Below are 25,560 nucleotides of genomic sequence, written 5' to 3'. Positions count from 1 at the left end.
GTTCTCACGTTCATCAGCAGTATTGAGCTAAAATGCGGAAGTAAAAACTGATGACTTATAGCAACAGGATTTCCTCTTTTATGCCGACCGGTCGCCTCTACCAGCAATTTCAACGACTCGCCCAGCTGCTTGGCAGCGACGAACGGGAGATCAGCCTCGCCGAGGTGGCGGATCTGCTCTGCTGCACCCCGCGCAACGCCCGCCTGCTGCTGCGGCGGATGCAGGATCAGGGCTGGCTCAGCTGGTCGGCGGAAGCGGGGCGGGGGCGGCGCTCCCGACTCACCCTGCTCGATAGTCAGGAGAGCCTGACCCGGCGCCGCTTGCGGGATCTGCTCAGTCAGGGCCAGCTGGCGCAGGCGGTACGACTGGCCGAGGATCGCCTCGATCTGCTCACTCCGCTGCTGATCGAACAGCTCGGTCAGGCCACCCGCGAGGGGCGCCAGATCCTGCGGGTGCCCTACTACCGGCCGCTGCCGCAGTTGCTGCCCACCGGTCCGATGCGCCGCTCCGAAATCCACCTGAGCCGCCAGATCTTCAACGGCCTCACCCGGCGAAATGAGGAAAATGGGGAAATCGAAGGGGATCTCGCCCACCACTGGGAGTGTCTGGGCCCCTGCCACTGGCGCTTCTACCTGCGCCCGGCGGTGCGTTTTCACCATGGTCGCGAGCTGGTGGTGGAAGATGTGATGGAGAGCCTGCTGGACCTGCGGGCTCGCCCGCTGTTCGCCCATCTGGATCGGCTGGAGAGCCCCTGGCCGCGCACGCTGGATCTCTATCTCGACAGCCCGGATCCCTGGCTGCCCCACCTGCTGGCCGAGCCGGTGGCGACCATTTTGCCGCGGGAGCTCAAGGGGGAGGCAGGCTTTGCCCTGCAACCGGTGGGCACCGGCCCCTACCGGGTGGCCGCCAACGATCCCTTGCATCTTTGCCTTGCGGCGTTTGACGACTACTTCGGCCTGCGCGCCCTGCTCGACGAGATCGACATCTGGATGTTGCCGGAGCTGGCGGAGCGACTGGAGACCCACCTGCAGCTGGGACGCGACAGCCCTGAGCTCGGCACCATGCGCGGCGAATCAGAGCTGGAATCGGGCTGCTACTTCCTGCTGCAGGACGATCGCTCCGGATCCTTGCGGGATCCCGCCCTGCGCCAGTGGCTCGGCCAGCTGCTCAATCCGGTTGCCCTGATGGGGCGAGTCGCCCCCGAGTTGCAACGGGGCTGGACCAGCGCCCTCGGCCTGCTGCCCCACTGGCGCGAAGCGCTGTCTGCGCCCTTGCCCACACCGGCGCAGTTGCCGGGAAGACTGGTGCTTGCCTGCTTCAACCAGCATCTGGAGTTCAACGAGTGCGCCAACGCCATGAGCAGCCTGCTGGCCGAACAGGGGATCCGGCTCGAGGTGCGCACCCTAGATTACAGTCGTTGGGTGAGTGGCGAGGATGAAGATGTGGATCTCTGGCTTGGCACCCTTAACCTCGAACATGCCGGCCCATTTGCCCCCTACGTCTGGTTGCAGGGCACACCGCTGCTGCGCAAGGTATGGGGCAGCCAGTACACCTTGTGGCAGGGATTGACGCAGTGGCGCGCCAGCGGTGAGGAGCCTGGGCCGCGAACCCTGCTGGCAACAGTGCAGCAGCAGGGCTGGTTTGTGCCGCTGTTTCACCACTGGCTGGAGCTGGAGAGCCGGGTCGGTGTGCACGGGGTTCGCATGACGGCGCTCGGCTGGTTCGATTTTCGCAGCGCCTGGTTGCGGCCGGAACTGGCTGTCAGCACTCGGGATAAGACGGGGGAGCTTGAGTCCTGATGCGGGGCGCGCTAGCCTGAGCGCGGTCCCATGACAAGGAGTCACCCGCCATGCTGGAAATGCAGATCCAACCCCGCTTTCAGGAGACAGATGCCCTCGGCCATATCAATAATACGGTGCCGGCAGTCTGGTTCGAGTCGGCGCGGGATCCCCTGTTCCGGATCTTCTCGCCCGATCTGGATGTGCACAACTGGCATCTGATCATTGCGGGCTATACGGTGCAGTTCAAACGGGAGCTGTTCTACGGCCAGTCGGTCACCATCAAGACCGGTGTACGCCGCATTGGCAGCAGTTCCTTCACCATCTGGCAGGAAGCCTGGCAGCAGGGGGAGCTGGCCGTCACTGGCGAGACGACCCTGATCCATTTTGACTATCGGGCACGGCAATCCATCCCTCTGAGCGAGACTCACCGGGAGGGGCTGCGGGCCTGGTTGATAGAGAGTTAACCCGGGCCTTTCGGCCAACACACAGGACATATATGCGCAATACCGTGATCGCTCTGAGCCTCGGCTTGGGGCTGGGGCTCTGCTCCCTGCCGTCTCTGGCGGCAACGCTCGCCGAACAGTTCTCCCTGATGGAAAAGGGGGCCGCGAGTGCCCTCGATACCCGTCTCTTCAGCCACGACGGCGTCGACATCAAGGCCTGGGTTGATGGTGCCCCCGTCATCATCGCAGTGCCCATCATGAACGAGTTGGGCAAGCTGGAGGGGGAGAGCCGCTATTACTTCAAGGGGGGCAAGCTGTTCGGAGTCAAAGAGCCTGCCGCCCAGTTCGCCTTTGACGACAGCGGCAAGCTGACCCAATGGCTGGACGAAAAGGGTCAGCCCGCCGAGTTCGTCAGCAAGATGAGCATGCAGCAACGTCAGGAGTGGCTCACCAAGCGGGCCGCCGAGCTGAGCAAGCTCTTTGCTCCCGGCGCTGCCGAACAGAAGGCGGCCAAGGGCAGCGTCAAGCTCAAGGGGGGTGAGCTCGCCCACTGGCTCTGCAACGGCAAGCTGATGGAGCTGGCTGGTGGTGACAAGGTGATCTTCGAGCAGGAGAAGCTGAAGATTGGCGAGCAGGGGATCGAAGGGGAGGTCTCCCTGCGTCAGGATAAGGGGTGGCAGGAGCTGAGCCTCAAGTGCGAGGTGCAGGGCAATCAGGTGACTCGCCTCACCTGGCAGCCGCTGCCGGCGACTAACAAGCCGCAATAAGCGCACCACAACAAGGGGCCCATCGCGGGCCCCTTATCATTGGCTCATTGTTCCCCCAGCTTCATCCGGGCGAGCGCCTCGACCCGGCGCCACTGTCCGGGTTCGAACCAGCGAGCCAGCAGCTCCTGCTGCTGTTCGGTTCTGGCGGTGGCAGGCAACTGCTCCCGCTCGGCCAGATAGCCATTGAGCTGCTCCTTGAATCCCTGCCGGCTCTGCTCAAGTTGATGCATCCGATCCACCGCTTCCGGCCCTGCCTTCTCCAGCAGCTCGGCGTCCCGTCTGGCTGGCTCCATCTTTTCCAGCGCCTGCAGTTCGCCCAGCAGGCGGCTGTTGGCTTCGGCCTCCTGAAACCACCGGGGCTGCGCCGCCAGCCAGAGCTCCAGTTCGCTGGCCAGCTCCTTCTTGTCGGCATCGCTTGCTTCGGCCAGTGCCTTGCGGCGCAGGGTCAACTGCTCCATCAGACGCTCTTCGGCGAACAATTGTTCCTGCTCGGCCGGTGTGAAGCTCTGTTGGCGCAGTAGCTCCCGTTCGTCGAAGAGGATCTGCAGGCTGGCGAGGGTGATATCGGTGGGCACCGTCAGGCTGCTCTGGGCGGAGACAAAGGTGCGATAGCGCGCCTGCAGGGCATCGGCGGCCTCCTGCTCGGGATCGTGCGGGTGGCTCTGTGCATGCTGGCTGGCTTGAGCGGGGGATGAGTCTGCCGTCGGTGCAGTGGGCCAGAGCAACACCCCGCCAAGCAGCAGGGTGATGGCGCAGGGCACGACGAGCAGGGTGGCTATCTTCATAGTCCCAGCTCCTTAAGACGGTTGGCATGCTGGCGATAGAGGGTGACCGGATCAGTCTCGAACAGATGGTGGATGCCGAAGGACTGGTTCACTTCGTCCAGATGGTTCATCCGGTAGCTGGTGCCGATCACCTTGCCGAGGTGGCTGCTGCAGACCCCGACCAGCCCGTCATTGGGCTCCTTGAAGAAGGCGCCGGTCAGAGCCAGCGCAGGATCCACCGGATCCAGCAGATTGGTCAGGTTGCCGCGCCCACTCCAGGAGAAGTAGTAGACGCCGTTGTTGGCCTGCATCGGCCCCTCGCCGCAATACTGGCTGGGCAGTCCCTCCGGGTAGCGCTGGTTGAATTGGCTGGCCCCCTTGCTGGTGAGGGCATCGAGCGCGGCGACCGGATCTTGCGGTAGCTGGCTCCCGCCGGAGAGCAGTGAAATCATGCCGGAGAGAGCGTGGGCCGCGGCGGCAGCCAGCTTCTCGGCGGCGCTGCCTGGGGTGGCGTTGGCCCGTACCAGATCGGCAATCTCGGAGCCATAGTTGACTCCGCCGACGCTGGTGGCGGAGGCGACCAGTTCGGGGGCGACCGAGGCAACATAGCGGATGGTGGGGCCGCCGTGGGAGTGGCCGATCAGGTTGACCTTCTCGGCACCGGTGGCAGCCAGCAGCAGCTCAACCTGGGCGAGCAGTTGCTCCCCCCGTTGCTCCGAACTGGCGGTGGCCGATACCTGGGCCACGTAGACTTTGGCTCCATCCCGGCTCAGGGCCTGGGGAATGCCGTAGAAGTAATCGACCCCGAGCAGCTTGTCGAAGCCGAACAGGCCATGCACCAGCACTATGGGGTAGCGGGTCTGGGTGTATCCGCTGGCGTGTGCCAGCATGGGCAGGGTACAGAGCAGCACCAGAAGCCATCTCTTCATCATCAGCATCCTTGTTGATTCGTGAGGAACAGATTGTGTGGCGTACTCCATGTTCGCCGGTGCCAGTATGGTGGCTGCTGACGGGAGAGGCTGTGAGGGGGATCGCAACTCGGGATTCAAAAGGGATTCAGGGTGCGGGCGGGGAGGCTGTGCTCCCCGCCCCGCGGCTTATTGCCACTCCACCAGGTAGTACTGCTTCTTGCCCCGGCGCAGCAACAGGTAGCGACCAAACAGCCGATCCGCAGTACTCAGCAGCTCATCCTGCTTGAGCACCCCGTTGAGGCTGATGGCGCCCGCCGCCAGCAGTTCACGGGCGATGCGCCTGGAGTTAGCCAGACCGCAGCTGACCAGCAGACTGACCAGATCGGTCTCGCCGCTGATGATGCTGCTCGGCATGCCATCCTGCGCCAGCTGGGCCAGATCGCTCTCGCCGAGGCGGGTCACGTCGCCGCTAAACAGCAGTTCGCTGATGCGCTGAACCGCCGCCAGCGCCGCTTTGCCGTGCACCAGCTCGGTCAGTTCGTTCGCCAACACCTGCTGGGCCAGCTTGCGCCCTTGCCGCGTGGCATCCTCTGCCTCCAGCGCCTCAATCTCGGTCAGCGGCATAAAGCTGTAGTAGCGCAGGAAGCGGTAAACATCCTCGTCCGCCGTGCCGAGCCAGAACTGGTAGAAGGCGTAGGGGGAGGTGAGGGCCGGATCGAGCCAGACCGCACCACCCTCGGTCTTGCCGAACTTGGTGCCGTCTGCCTTGGTGATAAGTGGCAGGGTCATGCCGTGGACCTGCGCCTGATGGAGGCGACGGGTGAGATCCATGCCGCTGGTGATATTGCCCCACTGGTCGTTGCCGCCAATCTGCAGGGTGCAACTGAGCCGCTGGTACAACACCGCAAAGTCGTAGGATTGCAGCAGGGCGTAGGAGAACTCGGTGAACGAGATGCCCTGGTCCGGGCGAGCCAGTCGCTGGCGCACAGACTCCCGCGCCAGCATGGCGTTGACCGAGAAATGCTTGCCGATATCCCGCAGAAAATCGAGGGCGGACATCTGTCCCATCCAGTCGACATTGTTGACCAGTTGCGGGGCCGCCAGGCCTTCATCGGCGGGCAGCAGCGCCCTGATTTGGGCCGACAGACTGGCGACCCAACCCTGCACGGTATCGGCACTGTTGAGGCTGCGCTCGGTCGCCTTGAAGCTGGGATCACCGATAAGGCCGGTTGCCCCGCCCACCAGCGCCACCGGCGTGTGTCCCGCCAGCTGGAAGCGGCGCAGCATCAAGAGCGGAACCAGATGACCGATATGCAGGCTGCCAGCGGTGGGATCAAACCCGCAGTAGACGGTGCGCGGGGTAGCAAGATGATCGGCCAGGGCCGCTGGGTCGGAATTCTGGGCCACCAGGCCGCGTCGGGTCAGCTCATCAAGCAGGTGGGGGTTGATCATGGGTTCTCCAACAGCAAGGGGAAAAAACCACATCCTCGCCCCTCTGGCTCGCGCCGAATATGTCCCCTAGGGGACAGTTTTGTCACTCTCGTGCTAGCATCCGGCCATCGTCTGATCATCACACGACCATCGCGGGGAGCTAACCCGCCATCCGGAACTTATCGCCATGAACCAGCGCCCATGATCCAGCCTCTCGCCACAGATGCCATGACCCGCAGTATGACCGAGGTGGTCGATGCCCTGCACAGCAGCGCTTTTCCGGCGGCGCTGGTGCGGCTGATCCAGCAGCAGGTGGCGTTTGATTGCGCCCTGTTGCTCGGGGTTGGGCAGCGGCCCGTCTATCTCTACGACAACCTCAATCATCAGCGGGCCCTGCTGTTTGATCGCTACCTCACCAGCCACTTCAGTCAGGATCCCTTTATGCAGGCGCTGGAGCAGGGCTTGCCTGCCGGCGTCTGGACCCTGGCGCAGGTCTCCCAGGGGCGGCTCGATCCCGAATATCGCCACCACTTCTATCAGGCCACCGGCTGGCAGGAGGAGGTGGGGATGATCCTGCCGGTGCGGGACGGACTGACGCTGATGCTGTTTCTTGGACGACTCGACAAGCGCAGTACTCTCAGCCGTGACGAGCTGGCACGGTTGGAGCAGCTGTTCCCGCTGGTACATTCGCTCTGTCGTCAGCAGTGGCGGCAGAGCCAGCCGCTGCTGGCCCTGAGCCCGGTACAGCCAGATGGCACTGATCTCAAGGGGGCTGTGGAGCAGGCTATCGCCAGTGTGGGGGGAGATCGGCTAACCCGGCGTGAGCGCCAGGTGGCGGGATTGCTGTTACAGGGGCTGGATACAGAGGGTATTGCCGCAACTCTGGGCATTGGCTGCGGCACGGTGAAGAACCATCGCAAGCACCTCTATAGCAAGCTGCACTTGCGTTCACGGGCCGAGCTGTTTCATTTCTTCCTCAACCACCTGATCACCACAGAGGGAGGAAGATGAACCGGGGTTATTCGATCCGCGGTAACGGCTTATCGCTTTGGGGCAGGTTACTGAGTCGCTGGTAGCGCTCCATCAACTGTCGGTATTGGTTGCCGAGACGTACTTGGTCGAGGGCTTGCTGCAACCGGGCGATCTGCTGCCGATCCGCCCGCGGGTTGAAGGCAAAGCAGTTATCCTGCTCTTCCAGCACAGCGACAGAGGTGAAATCTTCCGGCGCGAATCCCAGCGCTTTCAGTTGATGGAATAACATCACTTCGTTGCCTGCCACCAGATCGGTGCGTGCCATGATGAGCTGGCGTACCACCTGATCCATGCGCTCCACTGCCATCATGTTGCCCGGGCTGATGCCGCGGTTGAGCAGTAGCTGCTCCCCCACGTCAGCCTGCATTACCCCGACCTGCAGTTTAGCCAGATCTGCCTTGTCGGTGACTCTGGGAGCATCCTGCTTGCGTCCGACCAGCGTCACTCGCGAGTGGCTGATGGGGCAAACCCAGAGGAAGTGGGGATCACGCTCTTTGGTGCGGGCGGTGGTAAAGAGAACTGCTTCCGGTTGCTGGGTCAGCAGATACCAACCGCGGGCCCATGGCATAAATTGGATAGGTTGCTCCGGCTCCCCCAGCTCACGCCAGATCAGCCGCAGTAACTCTACTGCCAGCCCGATGGGCTTTCCCTCCTTGTCGAGCCCGTTGAGGGGCATGTTCTGCTCCGAGTAATAGATAAAGGCGGCCCGTGCGGGGAAGCTGGTCAGCAGAATCAGGGCGATAAGGACCACGAGCAGGGATCGCATGGCGCACTCCTTGTGCAGTGAATTACCTATCAGTCTATGTGTCCTTGGCCAGAAGTTCATAGTCGGGTCGCGGATAACGCAACAGGCCACCGCGCGGTGACCTGCCGAATTATTTCAGCAGGGCTTCCATCTCCGCCTCAGCCTTGGCACGCGCTTCGGCTTCTGCCGCTCTGGCGGTATCGGCGATGCTCTCTCCGGCCGTATGGGGGGCGGCACTGACAGCCTGTTTGGCAGGGGCGGCAATGGCCTTGGCCGCTTCTTGCGTTGCAGTCGCAGCGGCACTGCTGACAGCCTGTTTGGCTGGCGCAGCAACGGCCTTGGTTGCTTCTTGTGTCACGGTCTCGGCGGCACTGCTGACAGCCTGTTTGGCAGGTGCGGCAATGGCCTTGGTCGCATCTTGCGTCACGGTCGTGGCGGCACTGCTGACGGCCTGTTTGGCAGGCGTGGCAACGGCCTTGGTGGCTTCTTGCGTTACGGTCGTGGCGGCACTGCTGACCGCCTGTTTGGCAGGCGTGGCAACGGCCTTGGTGGCTTCTTGCGTCACGGTCGCTGTAGCGCTGCTGACAGCCTGTTTGGCTGGAGTGGCAACGGCTTTGGTCGCTTCTTGCGTCACGGCGGCAGCGGTGCTGCTGAATGCCTGCTTGGCCGGTGCGGTGGTTGCACTGCGGGTCAGGTCGGTCGCGCCTTGGCTCACCGCTTGCGTGACCTGGCCAGTGGCGTTGGCGGCTGCGCCGCTGATGGCCTGGCTAGCGCTGTTGGTCAACGAGCCGGTGACACCGCGGGTCACGGTGCCAAGTGCGCTACCAAGGGAGAAGGGGGAGGCGTCGCTCTGACTGGTCGCCGCGCCACTCAGGGTGTTGGCCGCCGGATTGAGCAGGCTGGTTGGGTTCTGCCAGCCCTGCATGGCGGTTGGCCAGGTCGGAGCCGTGCCCGCCAGATTTTCGCCAAAGGTCTGGGTGGTGCCATCCCCTTTTTGCAGCAATACCGACATCTGGTTGGTTTGCGAGTTCCACACCATCCCCGCCTGTCTGGCGATATCCGGCACGGGGGCATACTCGGAGACCACATAGAAAAGCGGCCCCTCTTGTTGCAGCCTGTCGGCCGTCTTGAGCAACTGCATGGTGCTGTCGTAGTGGGGACCAAGGATGGCGGTCATCCGATCCTTGATCAGGGGTTGTTCGAACAGATTGACCTCGTTCGGGTCAAAGCCGACCAGCGGCTTGAGCAGAGCCCACATCAGCTGGCTGGTGGGGCTCATCATCAGCAATGGGGCAACGCAGGCGGACAACATCAGGCTCAGGCAGGCCGCCTTGAGCAACGGCATGATACGCATTGGGATAAGATCCAAATAACGATTTGATAAATAAGGTTATATTTTGTCAGGAAGCGACAAATTCACCGGGAGTTTGCGCGTGGCAGCGAGAGACTGCCCGCAGGCGCTGGCAGGCTACCATATTGGCTCCACAATACCAGCAGGCTGTATGATTATCCGTCAAGTAAACTCGGGCCGGGTTGCTGGTCTGAGTGAGCCCGCTGGCCTGGTGTGCTCAGGGATGGTGTTGCCAGTAGCCAGATGGTCGCAGGATACGAAGATGATTTGAGGGGATCAGCGAGGCTTTTCTTGATCCAGCTAAAGACATAGGCGTGATCCCTGTCGCATAATGCAGCTCCTTTCTACTCTTGGCTGGAACCTAAGAAATGGCTCGTCGCTCTTCCAATGCACAACGTCGTCGCAGTAGCTGGTGGTACAAACGCCTGTTGGCAAGGGAGCGGCAAGAGCGCGAAGCGCGTTCTGTCCGGGATTGATAACGCATTGAAAAACGGAGCCTCGGGCTCCGTTTTTGTTGCTGGTCATTTGTCGTGTAGCTGGCCGTCTGGTTATCTTGTCCAGCCATCGCATACCCTGTTGCCCGATGCCATCGGCAATTATCCAGAGAGCTAAAATCGTGAGAGTCGACGTCGTATCCTACAACCCTCAATGGCCAGTCCACTTTGTGGCGGAAGAGACCCAACTGCGCAGTGTGCTGGATCATTGCCTGCTGGCTGTCCACCACATTGGCAGTACCTCGGTCCCTGGTCTGGCGGCCAAGCCCATCATTGACATCATGCTGGAGGTGTCATCACTGGATCGGCTTGATGAGCAGAACGGGCAAATGGAGGTGCTGGGTTATGAGGCGATGGGGGAGTGCGGGATTGCGCGTCGCCGCTATTTCCGCAAGGGGGGTGATGAGAGAACTCACCAGATCCACGCCTTCTTGCAAGGGGATGACCATGTGCGCCGCCATCTGGCCTTTCGTGACTATCTAAGAGCCCACTCGGCTGCATGCAGGGAATACGCCGAGTTGAAGCAGGCGTTAGCTGCGAGCTGTCAGCATGATATCGAGCGTTACTGTGCGGGCAAGAATGCCTTTGTGAAAGAGCATGAGACGCGCGCGCTGCGGTGGTTGGCTGGGCTGGGGCCTGCTCTCTGAGCGAGCGTGTATGCAACGGAAAACGGGGCCTGATGGCCCCGTTTTGTTGCTGATGGTTTTTGCCAGCTAGTGAGTCGGCGCAGCAAGGTGACCAGTGCCAGCTCGACCCGCTTGGCGTAATCAATGTCGGCCTGCTAGAGGAGATCGAGCTGGGCCGCATCGATGGCGTTATTCTCCACATTGATGAGGGCACGCATCAGGTGCGTAGCAAGGCTGTTGTTGTCGACCACGGGGCATCACTGTCGCTGTGCAGTGTTCTTGCTGTTATGGTTTTTCTCCTCGCAGACACAGAACCGGTCCAGAGCGTTGCCCAGCGATGGGTCAATCGCTTTTTCATCGCCCCTTGATAGGCAAGACAAATAGGTGCAGGTGGGGGATGTGTAACCACGTCGGATATTGCATGATGAAGGCTTCGAGAAGGAGCCTCATATGCGTATTTCTATTCGTCATGCCGAACCCGCAGATGCCCCCGCCTTGCGGGATCTCTACGCCATGCCCAATGCCCAGGCGGGCACCTTGCAGCTGCCTTTTCCGACCCTGGGGGTATGGCAACAGCGGCTGGAACAGAGTGGAGTGGTGTCACTGGTCGCTGAGGTGGAGGGGCAGTTGGTGGGCCAGATCTCCTTGCACGTAGAGCCCAATCCCAGACGCAAGCATGTGGCCAGTATCGGCATGGGAGTGCGGGATGACTGGGCGGGCAAGGGGGTTGGTTCGGCCTTGTTGGAGTCCGTGCTGGAGATGGCCGATAACTGGCTCAACCTGCACCGGATTGAGCTGACCGTCTATACCGACAATGAGGCCGCACAGGCGCTTTATCGCAAGTTCGGTTTTACCGAGGAGGGGCGAGCCCGTGACTATGCCTTCCGCCAGGGGCGTTATGTGGATGCGCTCTATATGGCCAGAGTGGCGGGGAGCGTCAGTCGCTAACGGCATGGTCGATTATCAGGCCAGATTGCGCCCGGTGATCCGGGCGCTGGAGCAGAATCCCGAGCTCTGCCTCAGTGAGGCGGCCAGTCTTGCGGCGCTCTCCAGCTATCACTTTCATCGGGTCTTTACCGCCGTCACCGGTGAAACCCCGGCCGAGATGCAGCGCCGCCTGCGGTTGGAGCGGGCTGCTCGCTCTCTCTGCTACAGTCGCGACCCGATCACCGAGATTGCCTTCTCGGCCGGTTTTGCCAGCTCACAGGCCTTTGCCAAGGCGTTTCGCAAGCAGTTTGCCATGGCACCGGGGATGTTGCGCCGCCAGCCGTCACTCTTGCAACTGAGCAAGAATGGACACGCGGCTGCCCGGGTCTCTGATTATGCTGAAGGCCGTTCCAGTGAAAGGAGGCTACAGATGAAAACCGAACAGATGGCTGCGCGCACTCTGGCCTATATCCGGGTCACCGGCCCTTACGGCATAGGCTATGAGCCGGTGTGTGACCAGCTCTATCAATGGGCTGTCGGGTTGGGCTTGGCCGAAGGGGAGTGGATCTTCATCTACCACGACAACCCCGAAGTGACGGCTCCCCAGCAGTGCCGCACCGATATTTGCGTCACCGTGCCGGCGGGGACCAAAGGCCGCGGCAATGTGGAGATCCAGCTGCTGGCGGGCGGCCGCTATGGCCAGTCACGTTTTACCGTGACCGACCCGGCCCAGTACCCCGCACTCTGGCAGCAACATATCGGTGAGGTGGTAGCGGCCGGTTTCGAATTTGATGATCGACCCTGTTTCGAGCTCTATCACAGCTTCGATCCGCTGACCAAGGTTGCGGATGTGAGCTTTTGCTCCAGCCTAAAGGGTTAGGGCACAACAAGACGTAAGGGATGGTACAGAGCATCGCGCAGAAATTAGAGAGCCGGACAGTGTCCGGCTCTTTTGCATCTGGCGGTTGGGTGGCGTTTAGCGCTGGAACCCCTTCTGGGCGAACTTGGGACGTGCGTTCATGATCTGCTCCACCTGTTCGTCGCTCATCTTGCCACGCGACAGCCCCAGCACCTTGTAGGTGAGCAGCGGTCGGGCGGGCAGGGCGATCATCAGGGCGCGGATCTGGTTCTCGTCATCCTTATCCCGGGTCGGCTTGCCGTAGGCATAGGTGAGGACGCCGGCATCCATCAGGTTTTTGACGGCGGGCTCGGTGATCGGCAAGTTTATGACGCTTTTACGCTGTAGCACGAACTCGCGCAGCACCGCCTTTTCGTTGAAGTCGAGGAAGCCGATCATCTGGGCCAGCTGGTCCTGCTGACGGCGCGCCTGCCACTCTTCGCAAGCCCACTCCCAGGCGATCAGGAAGCCCTGACTGCAGAAGTAGGAGATGGCGATCAGCATGCCGACCCCCAGCCAGGCCGCATGATCCGCAGCCCACTGGCTGACGGCCCCTTTCATCAGCCCGGCCGGAAACAGCAGAATGATGCTGCAGCAGAGCAACAACCAGACCATCAGCCAATTGAGGCGGTTCAGTTGATAGAAATGTTGGATCCACCGTTTCATTGTTCATCCTTCCCAAACTGTTGTGGATAGTGAACTACCTACAGCAATCGGTGTGCCAACAGCGTAATGGCGCCTGGGAGGGGAGGCTGGCGATACATTTCCTTACAACTTATTGAATGAGTTATCAGTAATTTGCCTTGTGAGGTGACGGTCGAGTTGGTAAAACGTCCCCTCAGTCATTGGGGAGTAGCAACCCGCCCGTATTCCGGGCCGGGCCCATGTCAACACTCTTGGATCCTCGCATCCATGGCATGGGCGGCGATAGGCACTATCGCTCTGCAAGACCTTTGGCCTCGATATGCACGCCAGCCGGGCGAGCCATGTCGGGTCCATCGGTTATTCTGCTCGCCTGGCGGTATCTATTATGTTGATTACCCTGCTGTTATTTCTCGTCTCTGCGGTCACCATCTACCTTGCCTGCGAATACTTCGTCAACGGCATCGAATGGACCGGACACCACTTCAAACTCTCGCAAAGTGCCACTGGTTCGCTGCTGGCTGCACTGGGTACGGCCCTGCCCGAATGCATCGTGACCCTGACCGCCCTGCTGATGGGCAACACGACCGTCCAGCAGGAGATCGGCATCGGCGCCGCCCTCGGCGGGCCGCTGGTGCTGGCCACCATCGGCTATGGTGCAGTCGGTCTCACTCTGCTGCTTTGCATGGGGCGTACCGAGCGCGCCATCAATGGGGAGGTACAGCGCGAGATTGGCCGGGATCAGCGCTGGTTTATGGGGATCTTTTTGGTGGCGACCATGCTGGGTCTGGTCGCCTTCACCGGCAAGAGCTGGTTGGCGCCTCTGTTCGTGCTGGTCTACCTCGTTTATGTGAGGCGCGAGCTGAAACAAAGCGACAGCCATGAGGTCGAGCTGCCGGAGCCCCTCAAGCTGGCTCCAAATGCCGGGATCCCGCCCCTTGGCAAGGTGCTGCTGCAGACGCTGGCGGCGCTGGTAGTGGTGGCGCTGGCGGCGCAGCTGTTTGTTCATCAGCTGGAGAGCATGGGCGAGCTGTTTGGCCTCTCGCCGGTGCTGGCGGCCCTGCTGCTGAGCCCGGTGGCGACCGAGATGCCGGAGTTGATGAACGTGCTGATCTGGGTGCGACAGGGTAAGAACCGGCTGGCACTGGCCAATATCTCCGGGGCCATGATGATCCAGGGCACTATCCCCAAGGCGTTCTGTCTGCTCTTTACCCCCTGGCTGCTGGATGGCGCCATGATGGCCTCCTCGTTGGTCACGCTACTGGCGGTAGGGTTGCTCTGGTGGGGCTTCAGAAAGGGAGTGATGACCGCAGAGCGGTTGGTACTGGCCGCGCTGCTCTATTTCGGCTTCTGCGGCTGGCTGCTGGTGAGCTGAAACGGGAAGCGCGGATATGAAAAAGCCCCCTTGGCAGGGGGCTTTGTTGTATCGGTTAGGGCGGTGCTTACAGCGCGGCGATCTCGGCCTGCTGGGCTTCCAGCTTGGTCAGCTGGAGACGGTAATCTTCCAGCTTCTCGCGCTCTTTGGCGATGACCGCTTCCGGCGCCTTGGCAACGAAGGCTTCGTTGCCAAGCTTGCCTTCGATGCGGCCGCACTCGCCCACCAGACGGGCAACCTCTTTGGCCAGACGGGCCAGTTCGGCGTCCTTGTCGATGAGACCGGCCATCGGGATCATCAGTTCGGTAGCACCGATCAGCTTCTTCACTGACAGCGGGGCGGTTTCACCGTCCGCCAGTACGCGGATGGATTCCAGACGGGCCAGCGACTTGAGGAAGGCCTCGTTGTCAGCGGCGCGCTGGGCATCCTTGGCATCGCACTGGAGCAGCACGTTGAGGGGCACGCTCGGGGCCACGTTCATCTCGGCGCGGATGTTGCGGATGCTGACGATGAACTCCTTCACCCACTCCTGATCCGCCATCGCGGCTTCGTCCACCTTGGCGGCGTCGAACTCCGGGAAGGCCTGAATCATGATGGTGTCGGCGTGTACGCCAGCCAGCGGGGCGACCGATTTCCAGATGGTCTCGGTGATGAACGGGATGATCGGGTGCGCCAGACGCAGCAGGGTTTCCAGCACGGTCACCAAGGTATGGCGGGCAGCGCGCTGCTCGGCCTCGGAGCCCTTGGTCAGTACCGGCTTGGTCAGCTCCAGATACCAGTCACAGAACTGGTTCCAGATAAATTCGTACAGCACGCCAGCCGCGATGTCGAAGCGGTAGGTATCGAGGGCGGTACGGAAGTCACGGATGGCCACTTGCAGCTGGGACTGGATCCAGCGATCCGCCAGACTGAACTGCATTTCGCCACCGGCAAAACCGCAGTCCTGATCTTCGGTGTTCATCAGCACATAGCGGGAGGCGTTCCACAGCTTGTTGCAGAAGTTGTTGTAGCCGTCCAGGCGCTTCATGTCCCAGTTGATGTCACGACCGGTAGAGGCCAGCGCCGCCAGGGTGAAGCGCAGGGCGTCGGTACCGTGGGCATCGATCCCTTCCGGGAACTGCTTGGCGGTACGCTTGGCGATCTTCTCGGCCATCTGCGGCTGCATCATGTTGCCGGTGCGCTTCTCCAGCAGATCTTCCAGCGAGATGCCGTCGATCATGTCGAGCGGGTCCAGCACGTTGCCCTTGGACTTGGACATCTTCTGGCCCTCTTCGTCACGGATCAGACCGGTGATGTAGACGGTCTTGAATGGGACTTGCGGCTGGCCGTTTTCGTCCTTGATGAAGTGCATGGTCATCATGATCATCCGGGCAATCCAGAAGAAGATGATGTCGAAGCCGCTCATCAGCACGTCGGTCGGGTGGAAGGTCTTGAGTGCCTCGGTGTTGTTCGGCCAGCCCAGAGTGGAGAAGGTCCACAGAGCAGAGCTGAACCAGGTGTCGAGCACATCTTCGTCCTGACGTAGTACGGTTACGGCCGGGATGCTGTGCTTGGCGCGCACTTCATCTTCGCTGCGGCCCACGTAGACATTGCCGGCGTCGTCATACCATGCCGGGATGCGGTGACCCCACCACAGCTGACGGGAAACGCACCAGTCCTGAATGTCGCGCATCCAGGAGAAGTACATGTTTTCGTACTGTTTCGGCACGAACTGGATGCGGCCATCTTCCACCGCTTCGATGGCAGTCTTGGCCATCGGTGCCACGCGCACGTACCACTGGTCGGTCAGCATCGGCTCGATGGGCACGCCACCGCGATCGCCGTAAGGCTGTTGCAGCACGTGATCCTTGATCTCGTCCAGCAGACCCAGCTCTTCCAGCTTGGCCAGAATCGCTTTACGGGCGGCGAAGCGCTCCAGACCGGCGAATTCGCTCGGCAGGGCGGCATCGTAGGCGGTGCTCGGGTTGCCGTTGGTGTCGACCACTTCGGCCTCGGCACGCACGTGAGCGTCCAGGGTGAAGATGTTGATCATCGGCAGGCTGTGGCGCTTGCCCACTTCGTTATCGTTGAAGTCGTGGGCCGGGGTGATCTTCACGCAACCGGTGCCTTTCTCCATGTCGGCGTGTTCGTCGGCAACGATGGGGATCAGACGGTTCACCAGCGGCAGCAGGATGTGCTGGCCGATCAGCGCCTTGTAGCGCGGGTCTTCCGGGTTCACGGCCACAGCGGTATCGCCCAGCATGGTCTCCGGACGAGTTGTGGCGACGATCAGGTAATCCTTGCCTTCAGCGGTCTTGGCGCCGTTGGCCAGCGGATAGCGCAGGTGCCACATGTGGCCCTTGATCTCGCGGTTCTCCACTTCCAGATCGGAGATGGCGGTGTTGAGTTTCGGGTCCCAGTTCACCAGACGCTTGCCGCGGTACATCAGGCCATCTTCGTAAAGACGGACGAACACTTCCTGCACGGCGGCAGAGAGACCCTCATCCATGGTGAAGCGCTCGCGCTCCCAATCCACGGAGTCGCCCAGACGGCGCATCTGGCGGGTGATGGTGCCACCGGACTCTTCTTTCCACTGCCAAATCTTGTCGATGAAGGCATCACGGCCGTAATCGTGGCGAGTCTTGCCCTCTTCTGCGGCGATCTTGCGCTCAACCACCATCTGGGTGGCGATACCGGCATGGTCGGTACCTGCCTGCCACAGGGTGTTTTTGCCCTGCATGCGGTTGTAGCGGATCAGGGTATCCATCAGGGTTTGCTGGAAGGCGTGACCCATGTGCAGGCTGCCGGTGACGTTCGGCGGCGGGATCATGATGCAGAAGGAGTCTTTGCTGGTGTCGCCGTGGGGCTTGAAGTAACCCTGTGCTTCCCAGTGCTGATAGAGCGCCTGTTCGATGGCGTTGTGATTAAAAGTCTTTTCCATGGTCTCGCCGTAATCTGGATGGATGGAGTCTGGTGTTGATTCTTTATGGATCAATTGGTTGCAGTCAGGGCTGCGCCGGATCCGGTGCGGCAAGGACGGGTTGCTCCCTCATTTCGAGGGCATGGCCTGCCTGGCGATAGTGCTTGTAGCGCTCGCGAGCTTGCTGCTTTTGTGTTTCGTCAGTGGGGACAAAATCTACCACTTGAGCGAAGTGTCCTGCAAACAAAGGTGTCGCAGTGGCCAGATTGATGAGGCGGGCGTAGCGCCGTTTCGGTGGCTGATAGCCGATCTCCACCGGGGCCATACCGCTTTCGCCTTGCAGCTGGTGCGGCACGAAGCGCTCCGGTGGCAGTTGCCACAACAGCTCGTCCAGACGCAGGGCCTGGGCCTCATCGTTGCAGAACAGGTAGATATGGCCCGCGCCCCACGACTCGGCCGCAAGAGTACAGGCCAGTCGCTCGACCGCAGAGGCCTGCGTGTCATCCTGTTCGCTCATCAGGTAAAAGGTCACTTGGCTCATCAGGTTGATCCCGTTTTGCGGTGACGGACTGTTGACCGCCTCATGAGGCTGACGGGGCATTTCCCGCCCGCAACTCACTGATTCAAGAATGAAACAAGGAAGAGGCGGGCCTCTTCCTTGTGGTTCAGGGTAACGCCAACCCTTCCGATGCAGCCATCGGCAGGGACCGGAGAGTTACTCTTTCTCTTCGATATCCACGCCAGCCCGGTTCAGCAGGAACTGGGTCAGCAGGGGCACCGGACGCCCGGTGGAGCCTTTATCCTTGCCACTCTTCCAGGCGGTCCCGGCGATATCCAGGTGGGCCCAGTTGTACTTCTTGGTAAAGCGTGACAGGAAGGCGGCCGCGGTGATGGTACCGGCCGGACGACCGCCGATGTTGGCCATGTCGGCGAACGGGCTGTCAATCTGCTCCTGATACTCGTCAAACAGCGGCAGACGCCAGGCGCGATCACCCGCCTGCTCGGAGGCGTTGAGCAGCTCGTGGGCCAGCGGGTTGTGGTTGGCCAGCAGACCCGAGGTGTGGTGGCCCAGCGCGATGACGCAGGCACCGGTCAGGGTCGCCACGTCGATCACGGTTTCCGGATCGAAGCGGTCCACATAGGTCAGCGCATCACACAGCACCAGACGACCTTCCGCATCGGTGTTGAGCACTTCGATGGTCTGGCCGGACATGGAGGTGAGGATGTCACCCGGGCGATAGGCGTTGCCACCCGGCATGTTCTCGCAGCCTGCCAGCACGCCGATGACGTTGATCGGCAGTTGCAGCTGGGCCAGCGCATGCATGGTACCGAGCACGGAGGCGGCGCCACCCATGTCGTACTTCATCTCGTCCATGCCGTCGGCCGGTTTGATGGAGATGCCGCCGGAGTCAAAGGTCAGACCCTTGCCGACCAGCACGATGGGCTTGGCATCCGGATGACCCTTGTATTCGATGATGGCCATCATGGCTTCGTTGTCGGAGCCGCGGGCCACCGCCAGATAGGAGTTCATGCCGAGTTCGGCCATCTCCTGCTCGCCCACCACCTTGGTGGTGATGTTGTCGTAGGCATCGGCCAGACGACGGGCCTGGGAGGCCAGATAGGCCGGGTTGCAGACGTTGGGCGGCATGTTCGCCACGTCGCGACAGACCCGCACACCCTTGGCCACGGCCAGACCGTGAGCGATGGCTTTTTCACCAATGGTCAGTTCCCGACGCGTCGGCACGTTGAACACCAGCTTGCGCAGCGGGCGACGTGGTTCGGCTTTGTTGGTCTTGAACTGATCAAAGCTGTAGAGGCCCGCCTTGGTGGTTTCTACCGCCTGGCGCACCTTCCAATAGGTATCCCGACCCTTGACGTGCAGCTCGGTGAGGAAGCAGACCGCTTCCATGGAGCCGGTTTCGTTCAGGGTGGTGATGGTCTTGTTGATGATCTGCTTGTACTGGCGTTCGTCGAGTTCCCGCTCCTTGCCGCATCCGACCAGCAGTACGCGCTCGCTGAGCACGCCCGGTACTTGATGCAGCAGCAGCATCTGGCCTGGTTTCCCTTCCAGGTCGCCACGGCGCAGCAGCGAACTGATATAGCCATCGCTGATCTTGTCCAGTTGTTCGGCAACCGGAGAGAGGCGACGCGGCTCAAATACGCCGACTACGACGCAGGCGCTACGTTGCTTCTCTGGACTGCCACTCTTTACACTGAACTCCATGGAATCTCCTACATCCTAAAGACAAAAGGCACCTTTTATTGAATAATGCGGTGCTTGTTGGGGTATCAGAGGCGGAGCGAACAGCCACAGGCTCCGCAGTTCAAACTGGTAAAAATCCAATATACGGCCCTATTTTTCAGGCATTCGACTAAAAACACAAGTTTACTTGGGAATGACTGTGATCGTTTTCCGATATTTGTTCAGGGAAACCCTGAAAACCCAGCTGGCAGTGTTATTCGTATTGCTGCTTATCTTTGTCAGCCAACAATTTATCAAGATCATCGGTGATGCTGCCGATGGCGAGGTGCCGACACGTCTGGTCTCCACCCTGCTGCTGCTCAACTTGCCCAATATGGCGCTGTTGATGCTGCCTATCAGTCTCTTTTTAGCCATTTTGTTTGCCCATGGTCGCCTCTACGCCGAAAGCGAGATGACGGTGATGCATGCGGTCGGTTTCAGTCACCGTTTCGTGATGCGCAGCGCCATGTTGCTAGCCTTGCTGACCGCCGCAGTCGCAGCGTTCAACACCGGCTGGATCGCCCCGCAAGCCAAGGAGCGAGAGTATCAGGTGATCGACGAGTTCAAGTCGGATCCGGGGATCTCTTTCCTGCAGGCTGGCCGCTTTATGGAGCTCGACAAGGGGCGCCTGGTTGCCTACATCCAGGATTTGAACGACAACGGCTCGAAGCTGCAGAAGATCTTCATCTTGCAGCGGGCCGAAGGCAGCAACCCCCCTTCGGTGGTGGTGGCCAGCGAAGGGGTGGTGACGATCGATGAGAATGGTCTTCAGTGGCTGACTCTGAAGGATGGTTCCCGCTATGAAGGCAACTTCTCCGGCAAGCAGTTCCAGATCTCCGATTTTCGCGAGTATGGTCTGGTGATCCGTCAGCAGGAGATGGAGCGCTCCAACCGCAAGGCGGCGGCCAAACCCACTATGGAGCTGCTGGGTACCCAGGAAAACGACATGATGGGTGAACTGCAATGGCGTATCTCCTTGCCTCTCTCCATTCCGGTGCTCACCCTGCTGGTAGTTCCGCTGGCTCGGGTTAACCCCCGTCAGGGGCGTTATGCCAAGCTGTTGCCGGCCATCATGCTCTATCTCTCTTACTTCCTGCTGCTCAGTGCCGCCCGCTCGGCTATCGACAGTGGTCGGTTGCCCTACTGGCCGGGGATGTTCCTGGTTCCGCTCGGTTATCTGCTGTTTATTGGCCTGCCCCTCAATTTGCAGGGCACCAGCTGGTGGAACGGGGTAAAGAGCAAATATTTCATAAACAAATCAAAATGATGAAGCCACATAGGAACTACCGCTGATGTTTGGCATTCTCGATAGATATATCGGCAGGGTCATTTTTATGTCGATCCTGCTGTGTGAGCTCACGCTGGTTGGTCTTGCGGCGCTCATCAAGTATGTGGAACAGCTCAAGTCTGTCGGAGAGGGCAACTACGACATGATCAATGCTCTCTACTATGTGTTGCTCTCCATGCCCAAGGAGGCGGTGCTCTTCTTCCCGCTAGCGGCGCTACTGGGTGGTCTGATCGGTCTTGGCCAGCTGGCGACCAGCTCCGAACTGGTGGTGATGCAGGCGGCGGGTCGCTCCAAGATCAGTATTGTGATGGCGGCGCTCAAGACAGCAATCCCGCTGATGATCCTGGTAGGACTGATGGGGGAGTATGTGGCCCCTGTCGCCAAACGGATGGCGGATGATATCCGTGCCGGTGCCATGTCGGAAGGACGGCTTACCGTCTCGGCCTACGGGGTGTGGGCACGGGATGGCAACAACTTCGTCAATATCAACGGGGTGCGCAACGATGGCGCCCTGACCGGCATTACCCTCTATCGTTTCACCCCCGAGCGCAAGCTGATCGACGTGGTGCAGGCACGGGAGGGGGTATTTGAACGGCATCACTGGCTGCTCAAGCAGACGCAAGTTACCCGCTTCGACGATCCGGCGCAGATCCGCAGTGAACAGCACGCCACGATGGAGTGGAGCTCGGAGTTGACGCCCAAGCAGCTGGGGGTGGTAAGTATCGACCCCGAGAACCTCTCGGTCTCCGGTCTGCTCGATTACATCGGCTATCTCGATGCCAACAAGCAGGATGCCGGTCGCTACAAGCTGGAGATGTGGCGCAAACTGCTGTCACCGCTCTCGGTGGTGGCGATGATCCTGCTGGCATCCTCCTTCATCTTCGGCCCGCTACGCTCGGTGAGCATGGGGGCACGGATGCTGATGGGGATCATGACCGGCTTCGCCGTCTATGTGAGTGATCGGGTGTTTGGCCCCATCAGTCTGGTCTATGCGGTACCGCCGATTCTGGCGGCTATCGCGCCCAGCTTGCTGTTTGGCGGCATCTCCTTCTACATCCTCAGCCGCAAGCAGTAATCCGCACGAGGTTATGAGGAAATGCAAAGAGGGCACCTGTTGGTGCCCTCTTTCGTTATTGCATTGATCCGGGATTACTTGTTCAACAATTCCAGATTTGCCTCTTTGCTCAGCACGATCACTTCGCACTCGGCCCAGATATCCTGGAACGCCCGTGGGCGCTTGCGGTTGAACAGGCACATCAGGTTGCCCAGACCAAAGGCTGCGGTAGCGAGACGGATCAACGCCTGGGTGATGCGGATATGGCTGCCATCCTCGTTCTGAATGCGCAGCCGCCAGGCGCGCATGCCGACGGTCTGGCCAGCGCGGGTCCAGAACCAGGTGTAGAAACCGCAGATGACGAAGGCGAGCCAGAGGGTGTAGATCAGGCTCAGGGGGTGGCGAGTCAGCAACCAGACGGTATCTTCACCCGCCGGTACGCTGGCCATGCCGGTGACCAGCAGCAGCTTGGCGACACCCATGCCGATAAAGCCGGCGATGATCAGCAGTGAGGTCACCACCAGCGCATCATAGATCAGGGCGCCGAGGCGACGCAGCAGACCCGCTGACGGGTATGGCTGAGTGGCAGGAGAGGGGGATTTTTGTTGGACTTTTTTAGGCTTGGCCATCGTTTTTATTCCATTAAGATGATGGCGGCATTCTATGTAACTGGCCCCGCATCGGCAAGGCGTTGAATAAATGAACAAACGGGTGTGTTCAATCGAAAAACACCTTGCATGGCATCGCGCCATTCGTATAATCCCTCGCAGTTGCCCGGGTGGCGAAATCGGTAGACGCAGCGGATTCAAAATCCGCCGGTGAATAACCGTGTCGGTTCGAGTCCGACCCCGGGCACCATCAAATTCATGACAAAAGGCCATCAGCAATGATGGCCTTTTGTTTTTTGGCGTTCCTGCGCATTGGAGCGTTACTGTTGAGCTGGCAATACTTCCCGTTACCTCTTGGTATCCCTTCTCTTTTGCCGCTCTCCGTTATTTCCTTTCCTTGATATAGCCGCTGACGGCATCACCGCCAGCGGTCTGTTTCTATTGCGGTTTTCTTTCATTTCCTTGCTACGCAGTAGCATGGTCGCGCGCTATCCCAGCAGGGCAAACAGCAGGGTACCGAGGGTACCTGCGAGCGTCAGCGCTATGATGGCTCTGGGGGGACCGTGCAGCTTGGTCCACATAAACAGGCTGGTGAGGGCGAGCAGCAGCAGAGCCAGGGCGGCGAGGTCGCCAAACAGCTGCCAGCCGAGGCCGGTGCCCATGCCGCGGTGCAGCCGGTTGAGGCTGGCGGCAAAGTTGGCCAGTTGCAGGTCGGTACGTACCAGCAGGGTACCCTCAACATGGCTGGCAGCCACGCTCTGGCTGAGGGTGACGCCGCGCATTTCCCACTTGGCGGGCAGGATGAGCAGGCCGTTCGGGGTGGGCAGAGTCTGGGCCGGGGTGATCATGGTTCGCCCGTCGGCAAAGGTATCGGGATAGCGCTGTTGCAGCAGGCTTTTCAGCTGCTCCGGGCTGGCGAGTGGCGCCTCGAGCACTATCTCTTCACTCGATTTGTCGGTGTGGGGGCCGGGGATGGGCAACACTGCACGGTGTTGCAGCCAGAGACCGGTGATGCCGTACATCAGTATCAGGGCTAGGGTAAAAAAACCGGCCCAGGCATGGAGGCGGCGTACCCATTTGTTGTTGTGAAGGGGAACTCTTCTGTGTTTCATCGTGGTTGCTTCATAAAAAACTGGCCAGCAGGGGCTGGCCAGTCGGGGTGGTTGTCACAGAGATCAGAAGCGGTAGGTACCGGTCAGACTCAGCTGACGGGGCGTACCCGGCATGATCTGGGTGGCACTGGTGGCGCTGACAAAGTACTCGTGATCGGTCAGGTTTTCGGCGCTCAGCTCGGCTTCCCACTGCTGCCAGCGATAACCGGCGCGCGCATCGAAGCGAGCGTAACCGGGCAGTGTGGTGGTGTTGGCGTTGTCGGCGAAGCGATCGCCCACCGCCGTTACGCCGGTTTCGCCGAACCAGCCCTGCTCGCCACTCTTGTAGCCGAGATAGAACTGGCCATTCTGGCGGGAGACGTTCATCGGGCGCTTGCCCTGCAGATCCGCATCCGCCTTGACCTGCTCCGCATCCTGAATGGCGAAGCCGCCACGCAGGTAGATCTCTTCGGTCAGCTCGGCGCGCGCGCTCAGCTCGACACCCTCGGTGCGCTGCAGGCCGGTGAGGATCACCTTGGTGGGATCCAGCGGATCCTTGGTGCGCTTGTTGTACATCTCCAGTCGATAGAGGGAGAGGGTGGTCGCCAGCTTGCCGTTCAGCCAGTCACTCTTCACGCCACCTTCGTAGAGGCGGGTGTGCTGGGGTTCCAGCCCGTTGTTCTTGTCGCCCGGGGTGATGCCGATCAGCTCGCCGCCCACCGGGGTGAAGGTCTTGCTGTAGGAGGTATAGAAGGCGTGATCCTCGAGGGGATTCCACACCAGACCGAGGCGCGGGCTCAGGCTGTTGACCGAGACGCTCTCCTCCTTGTTGAGGTCGTAGCGGCGACTGGTGACGGTGAAGTCGTCACGGCGCAGCCCGCCAACCAGATGCCAGTCACCCAGGCTGAGCTGATCCTGCAGATAGAGGCCATTGCCGCGCACCTTGTGTTTGGCGTCGCTGGAGAGCTTCATGGCGCCATTGTAGGTAGGCAGTGAGCCCGGGTCGTAGAGGTTGCCGGACGGGATGGCGGTGGCGTTCTGGTAGAGCTTGGGTGTGCGCTCCTGCCAGTTCTGCTCGAAGCCGGCCAGCAGGCGATGTTCCACCGGGCCGGTCTGGAACAGACCTTCGGCCTCGGTATTGCTGATCAGGTTCTTTGCTTTCAGATCCTGCTGCCAGCGGGAGCGGGTCACCTGATCCCCCTTGACGCTGGTGACATAGGTGTTGTCGAACTGGCTGTCGAGGGTGGAGTAACCGAGCTGCTGGCGCAGTTGCCACTGATCGTTGATATCCCAGGAGAGGCGGGAACGGGTGGATTGCGCCACGTCATCGATGAAGTCACGGCTGGTATCGCTGTAAACATACTCCCGCGGCACATCGGCCGGTCGGCCATTGACCCCGGGAATGCCGCGATCCGGGGTGCGGTCATGTTCGTTGCGCTCGTACTGCACCAGCCAGTTGAGGTTGTCGCTGATCTCCCAGTTGGCGGAGGGAGCCAGCAGGGTGCGTTTGCTCTTCACGCCGTTGCGGAAGCTATCTTTGTCCTCTTGCGCCATGTTGAGGCGCAGTTGCACCTGCTCACTCGCCTCGCCATTGAGGTCGGCGGCCAGTCGCTGACTGTCAAAGCTGCCGACCCGGGCGGTGACGCTGGACTCCTGCCCTTTCTGCGGCTTCTTGCTGACCCGGTTGACGATGCCCCCCGTGCTGCCGCGGCCGTAGAGCACGGCGGCCGGGCCCTTGAGCACTTCCACCCGCTCGATGTTGCCGAGATCCCGGGTGTACTGCATGTCGTCGCGGAATCCGTCGAGATAGAAGTCGTTGCTGGCGCTGAAGCCGCGGATATTGACCCCGTCGAAGCGGGTGTCACCGCTGGCGTTGACACCGGGGATGCCGCTCAGGGCTTCACTCAGCGTCGGTTGGCCGAAGGCGGTCAGCTCGCTGGCCTTGACGCTGTCGATGGTCTGGGGAACCAGCTTGGCTGGTGTATTGGTACGGGTAGCGGTGGCAACTTCCTGATGCTGGGAGCGTTTGCCAACCACTGTCATGGTTTCATCGGCGGCCTGGGCTGTGAAGCCGGTGCCCAGCAGTGCCAGCGAGACCAGGGTTCTGCGAAAGTGAGGGTGCTGCATATTCAATATTGACTCTTTGTATGTCGACCTGACGGCTCGAACATATTGATTTAATTATAATTAG

At 60.8% G+C, this 25,560-nt stretch carries 23 protein-coding genes, 1 tRNA gene and 1 riboswitch; of the genes, 12 read left to right on the top strand and 12 right to left on the bottom strand.

All coding sequences use genetic code 11. The features are described from left to right. Positions 1-80: 80 nt before the first annotated feature. Genes sgrR through G5171_RS10780 form a run of 3 tightly spaced genes read left to right on the top strand, consistent with a single transcriptional unit; the run spans position 81 to position 2,991 of the window. Positions 81-1,799, top strand: coding sequence for an HTH-type transcriptional regulator SgrR (gene sgrR, locus G5171_RS10790; protein ID WP_421212197.1), 1,719 nt, complete (start codon positions 81-83; stop codon positions 1,797-1,799). A gap of 50 nt (positions 1,800-1,849) precedes the next feature. Beyond that, on the top strand, positions 1,850-2,245 hold the full coding sequence (locus G5171_RS10785) for an acyl-CoA thioesterase (protein ID WP_005342765.1): 396 nt from the start codon (positions 1,850-1,852) through the stop codon (positions 2,243-2,245). A 32-nt stretch (positions 2,246-2,277) separates the two neighbouring features. After that, positions 2,278-2,991 (top strand): hypothetical protein, encoded by a 714-nt coding sequence (locus G5171_RS10780; protein WP_421212198.1) that lies wholly within the window; start codon positions 2,278-2,280, stop codon positions 2,989-2,991. A 44-nt stretch (positions 2,992-3,035) separates the two neighbouring features. Here the strand turns inward: G5171_RS10780 and G5171_RS10775 are convergent, their stop codons facing one another. The 3 genes from G5171_RS10775 to tyrS form a co-directional block, all read right to left on the bottom strand. Further along, on the bottom strand, positions 3,036-3,776 hold the full coding sequence (locus G5171_RS10775) for a lipase secretion chaperone (RefSeq protein ID WP_421260160.1): 741 nt from the start codon (positions 3,774-3,776) through the stop codon (positions 3,036-3,038). Further along, positions 3,773-4,684, bottom strand: a complete 912-nt coding sequence (locus G5171_RS10770; protein WP_421212199.1) for a lipase family alpha/beta hydrolase — start codon at positions 4,682-4,684, stop codon at positions 3,773-3,775. Before G5171_RS10770 ends, G5171_RS10775 begins: the two co-directional genes overlap by 4 nt. A gap of 168 nt (positions 4,685-4,852) precedes the next feature. After that, positions 4,853-6,118, bottom strand: coding sequence for a tyrosine--tRNA ligase (gene tyrS, locus G5171_RS10765; RefSeq protein ID WP_421250860.1), 1,266 nt, complete (start codon positions 6,116-6,118; stop codon positions 4,853-4,855). A gap of 180 nt (positions 6,119-6,298) precedes the next feature. Between tyrS and G5171_RS10760 the strand changes: the two genes are divergently transcribed. Then, entirely contained in the window at positions 6,299-7,108 is an 810-nt protein-coding gene (locus tag G5171_RS10760; RefSeq protein ID WP_337073082.1) for a helix-turn-helix transcriptional regulator, read from the top strand. 7 nt (positions 7,109-7,115) lie between these two features. Here G5171_RS10760 and G5171_RS10755 read toward each other — a convergent pair whose 3' ends face one another. Both G5171_RS10755 and G5171_RS10750 read right to left on the bottom strand, forming a co-directional pair. After that, on the bottom strand, positions 7,116-7,895 hold the full coding sequence (locus tag G5171_RS10755) for a substrate-binding periplasmic protein (RefSeq protein ID WP_005342772.1): 780 nt from the start codon (positions 7,893-7,895) through the stop codon (positions 7,116-7,118). A gap of 109 nt (positions 7,896-8,004) precedes the next feature. Beyond that, positions 8,005-9,228 carry a hypothetical protein gene (locus G5171_RS10750; protein ID WP_337073083.1) on the bottom strand — a complete coding sequence of 408 codons (1,224 nt, stop codon included), beginning with the start codon at positions 9,226-9,228 and terminating at the stop codon, positions 8,005-8,007. 613 nt (positions 9,229-9,841) lie between these two features. On the opposite strand from G5171_RS10750, the gene G5171_RS10745 reads away from it, so the two are divergent. From G5171_RS10745 to G5171_RS10730, 4 genes are all read left to right on the top strand, one after another. Next, on the top strand, positions 9,842-10,366 hold the full coding sequence (locus tag G5171_RS10745) for a GrpB family protein (protein WP_216979669.1): 525 nt from the start codon (positions 9,842-9,844) through the stop codon (positions 10,364-10,366). Between the two features lie 59 nt (positions 10,367-10,425). Then, positions 10,426-10,713, top strand: coding sequence for a hypothetical protein (locus G5171_RS10740; protein WP_216979668.1), 288 nt, complete (start codon positions 10,426-10,428; stop codon positions 10,711-10,713). 82 nt (positions 10,714-10,795) lie between these two features. Then, positions 10,796-11,293 (top strand): GNAT family N-acetyltransferase, encoded by a 498-nt coding sequence (locus G5171_RS10735; protein ID WP_005342775.1) that lies wholly within the window; start codon positions 10,796-10,798, stop codon positions 11,291-11,293. Positions 11,294-11,297: 4 nt separating this feature from the next. Further along, on the top strand, positions 11,298-12,152 hold the full coding sequence (locus tag G5171_RS10730) for an AraC family transcriptional regulator (protein WP_337073165.1): 855 nt from the start codon (positions 11,298-11,300) through the stop codon (positions 12,150-12,152). Positions 12,153-12,248: 96 nt separating this feature from the next. Here G5171_RS10730 and G5171_RS10725 read toward each other — a convergent pair whose 3' ends face one another. Further along, on the bottom strand, positions 12,249-12,836 hold the full coding sequence (locus tag G5171_RS10725; protein WP_064335210.1) for a superinfection exclusion B family protein: 588 nt from the start codon (positions 12,834-12,836) through the stop codon (positions 12,249-12,251). Positions 12,837-13,005: 169 nt separating this feature from the next. After that, positions 13,006-13,112: riboswitch (yybP-ykoY riboswitch) on the top strand. Between the two features lie 88 nt (positions 13,113-13,200). Between G5171_RS10725 and G5171_RS10720 the strand changes: the two genes are divergently transcribed. Beyond that, positions 13,201-14,187, top strand: a complete 987-nt coding sequence (locus G5171_RS10720; RefSeq protein WP_421205710.1) for a sodium:calcium antiporter — start codon at positions 13,201-13,203, stop codon at positions 14,185-14,187. Between the two features lie 67 nt (positions 14,188-14,254). Here the strand turns inward: G5171_RS10720 and G5171_RS10715 are convergent, their stop codons facing one another. The 3 genes from G5171_RS10715 to pepA form a co-directional block, all read right to left on the bottom strand. Next, positions 14,255-17,107 carry a valine--tRNA ligase gene (locus tag G5171_RS10715; protein WP_376895333.1) on the bottom strand — a complete coding sequence of 951 codons (2,853 nt, stop codon included), beginning with the start codon at positions 17,105-17,107 and terminating at the stop codon, positions 14,255-14,257. Positions 17,108-17,171: 64 nt separating this feature from the next. After that, complete coding sequence (locus tag G5171_RS10710) at positions 17,172-17,627, bottom strand: DNA polymerase III subunit chi (RefSeq protein ID WP_288729200.1); 456 nt, start codon at positions 17,625-17,627, stop codon at positions 17,172-17,174. Positions 17,628-17,801: 174 nt separating this feature from the next. After that, positions 17,802-19,310, bottom strand: a complete 1,509-nt coding sequence (gene pepA / locus G5171_RS10705) for a leucyl aminopeptidase (protein WP_005336423.1) — start codon at positions 19,308-19,310, stop codon at positions 17,802-17,804. Between the two features lie 172 nt (positions 19,311-19,482). Between pepA and lptF the strand changes: the two genes are divergently transcribed. Together lptF and lptG are read left to right on the top strand one after the other, a co-directional pair. After that, the gene (gene lptF / locus G5171_RS10700; protein ID WP_005342794.1) at positions 19,483-20,595 is read left to right on the top strand and encodes an LPS export ABC transporter permease LptF; all 1,113 of its coding nucleotides are present in this window, start codon (positions 19,483-19,485) and stop codon (positions 20,593-20,595) included. Positions 20,596-20,620: 25 nt separating this feature from the next. Further along, positions 20,621-21,691, top strand: a complete 1,071-nt coding sequence (lptG, locus tag G5171_RS10695) for an LPS export ABC transporter permease LptG (protein WP_421250857.1) — start codon at positions 20,621-20,623, stop codon at positions 21,689-21,691. A gap of 74 nt (positions 21,692-21,765) precedes the next feature. Here lptG and G5171_RS10690 read toward each other — a convergent pair whose 3' ends face one another. After that, positions 21,766-22,299, bottom strand: a complete 534-nt coding sequence (locus tag G5171_RS10690; protein WP_421172973.1) for an RDD family protein — start codon at positions 22,297-22,299, stop codon at positions 21,766-21,768. A 143-nt stretch (positions 22,300-22,442) separates the two neighbouring features. On the opposite strand from G5171_RS10690, the gene G5171_RS10685 reads away from it, so the two are divergent. Then, positions 22,443-22,528: transfer RNA gene (locus G5171_RS10685), tRNA-Leu, on the top strand. 238 nt (positions 22,529-22,766) lie between these two features. Here G5171_RS10685 and G5171_RS10680 read toward each other — a convergent pair. Both G5171_RS10680 and G5171_RS10675 read right to left on the bottom strand, forming a co-directional pair. Then, positions 22,767-23,390, bottom strand: a complete 624-nt coding sequence (locus tag G5171_RS10680; RefSeq protein WP_421260159.1) for a PepSY-associated TM helix domain-containing protein — start codon at positions 23,388-23,390, stop codon at positions 22,767-22,769. 63 nt (positions 23,391-23,453) lie between these two features. After that, positions 23,454-25,496 (bottom strand): TonB-dependent receptor, encoded by a 2,043-nt coding sequence (locus G5171_RS10675; RefSeq protein ID WP_421250855.1) that lies wholly within the window; start codon positions 25,494-25,496, stop codon positions 23,454-23,456. Between the last annotated feature and the right edge of the window lie 64 nt (positions 25,497-25,560).

The organism is Aeromonas sp. 600774 (genome assembly GCF_049175075.1).
Classification (GTDB): domain Bacteria; phylum Pseudomonadota; class Gammaproteobacteria; order Enterobacterales; family Aeromonadaceae; genus Aeromonas; species Aeromonas veronii_A.
The sequence above is the reverse complement of the archived record's forward strand: the minus strand, read 5'-3'. Positions and strand labels throughout refer to the sequence as shown.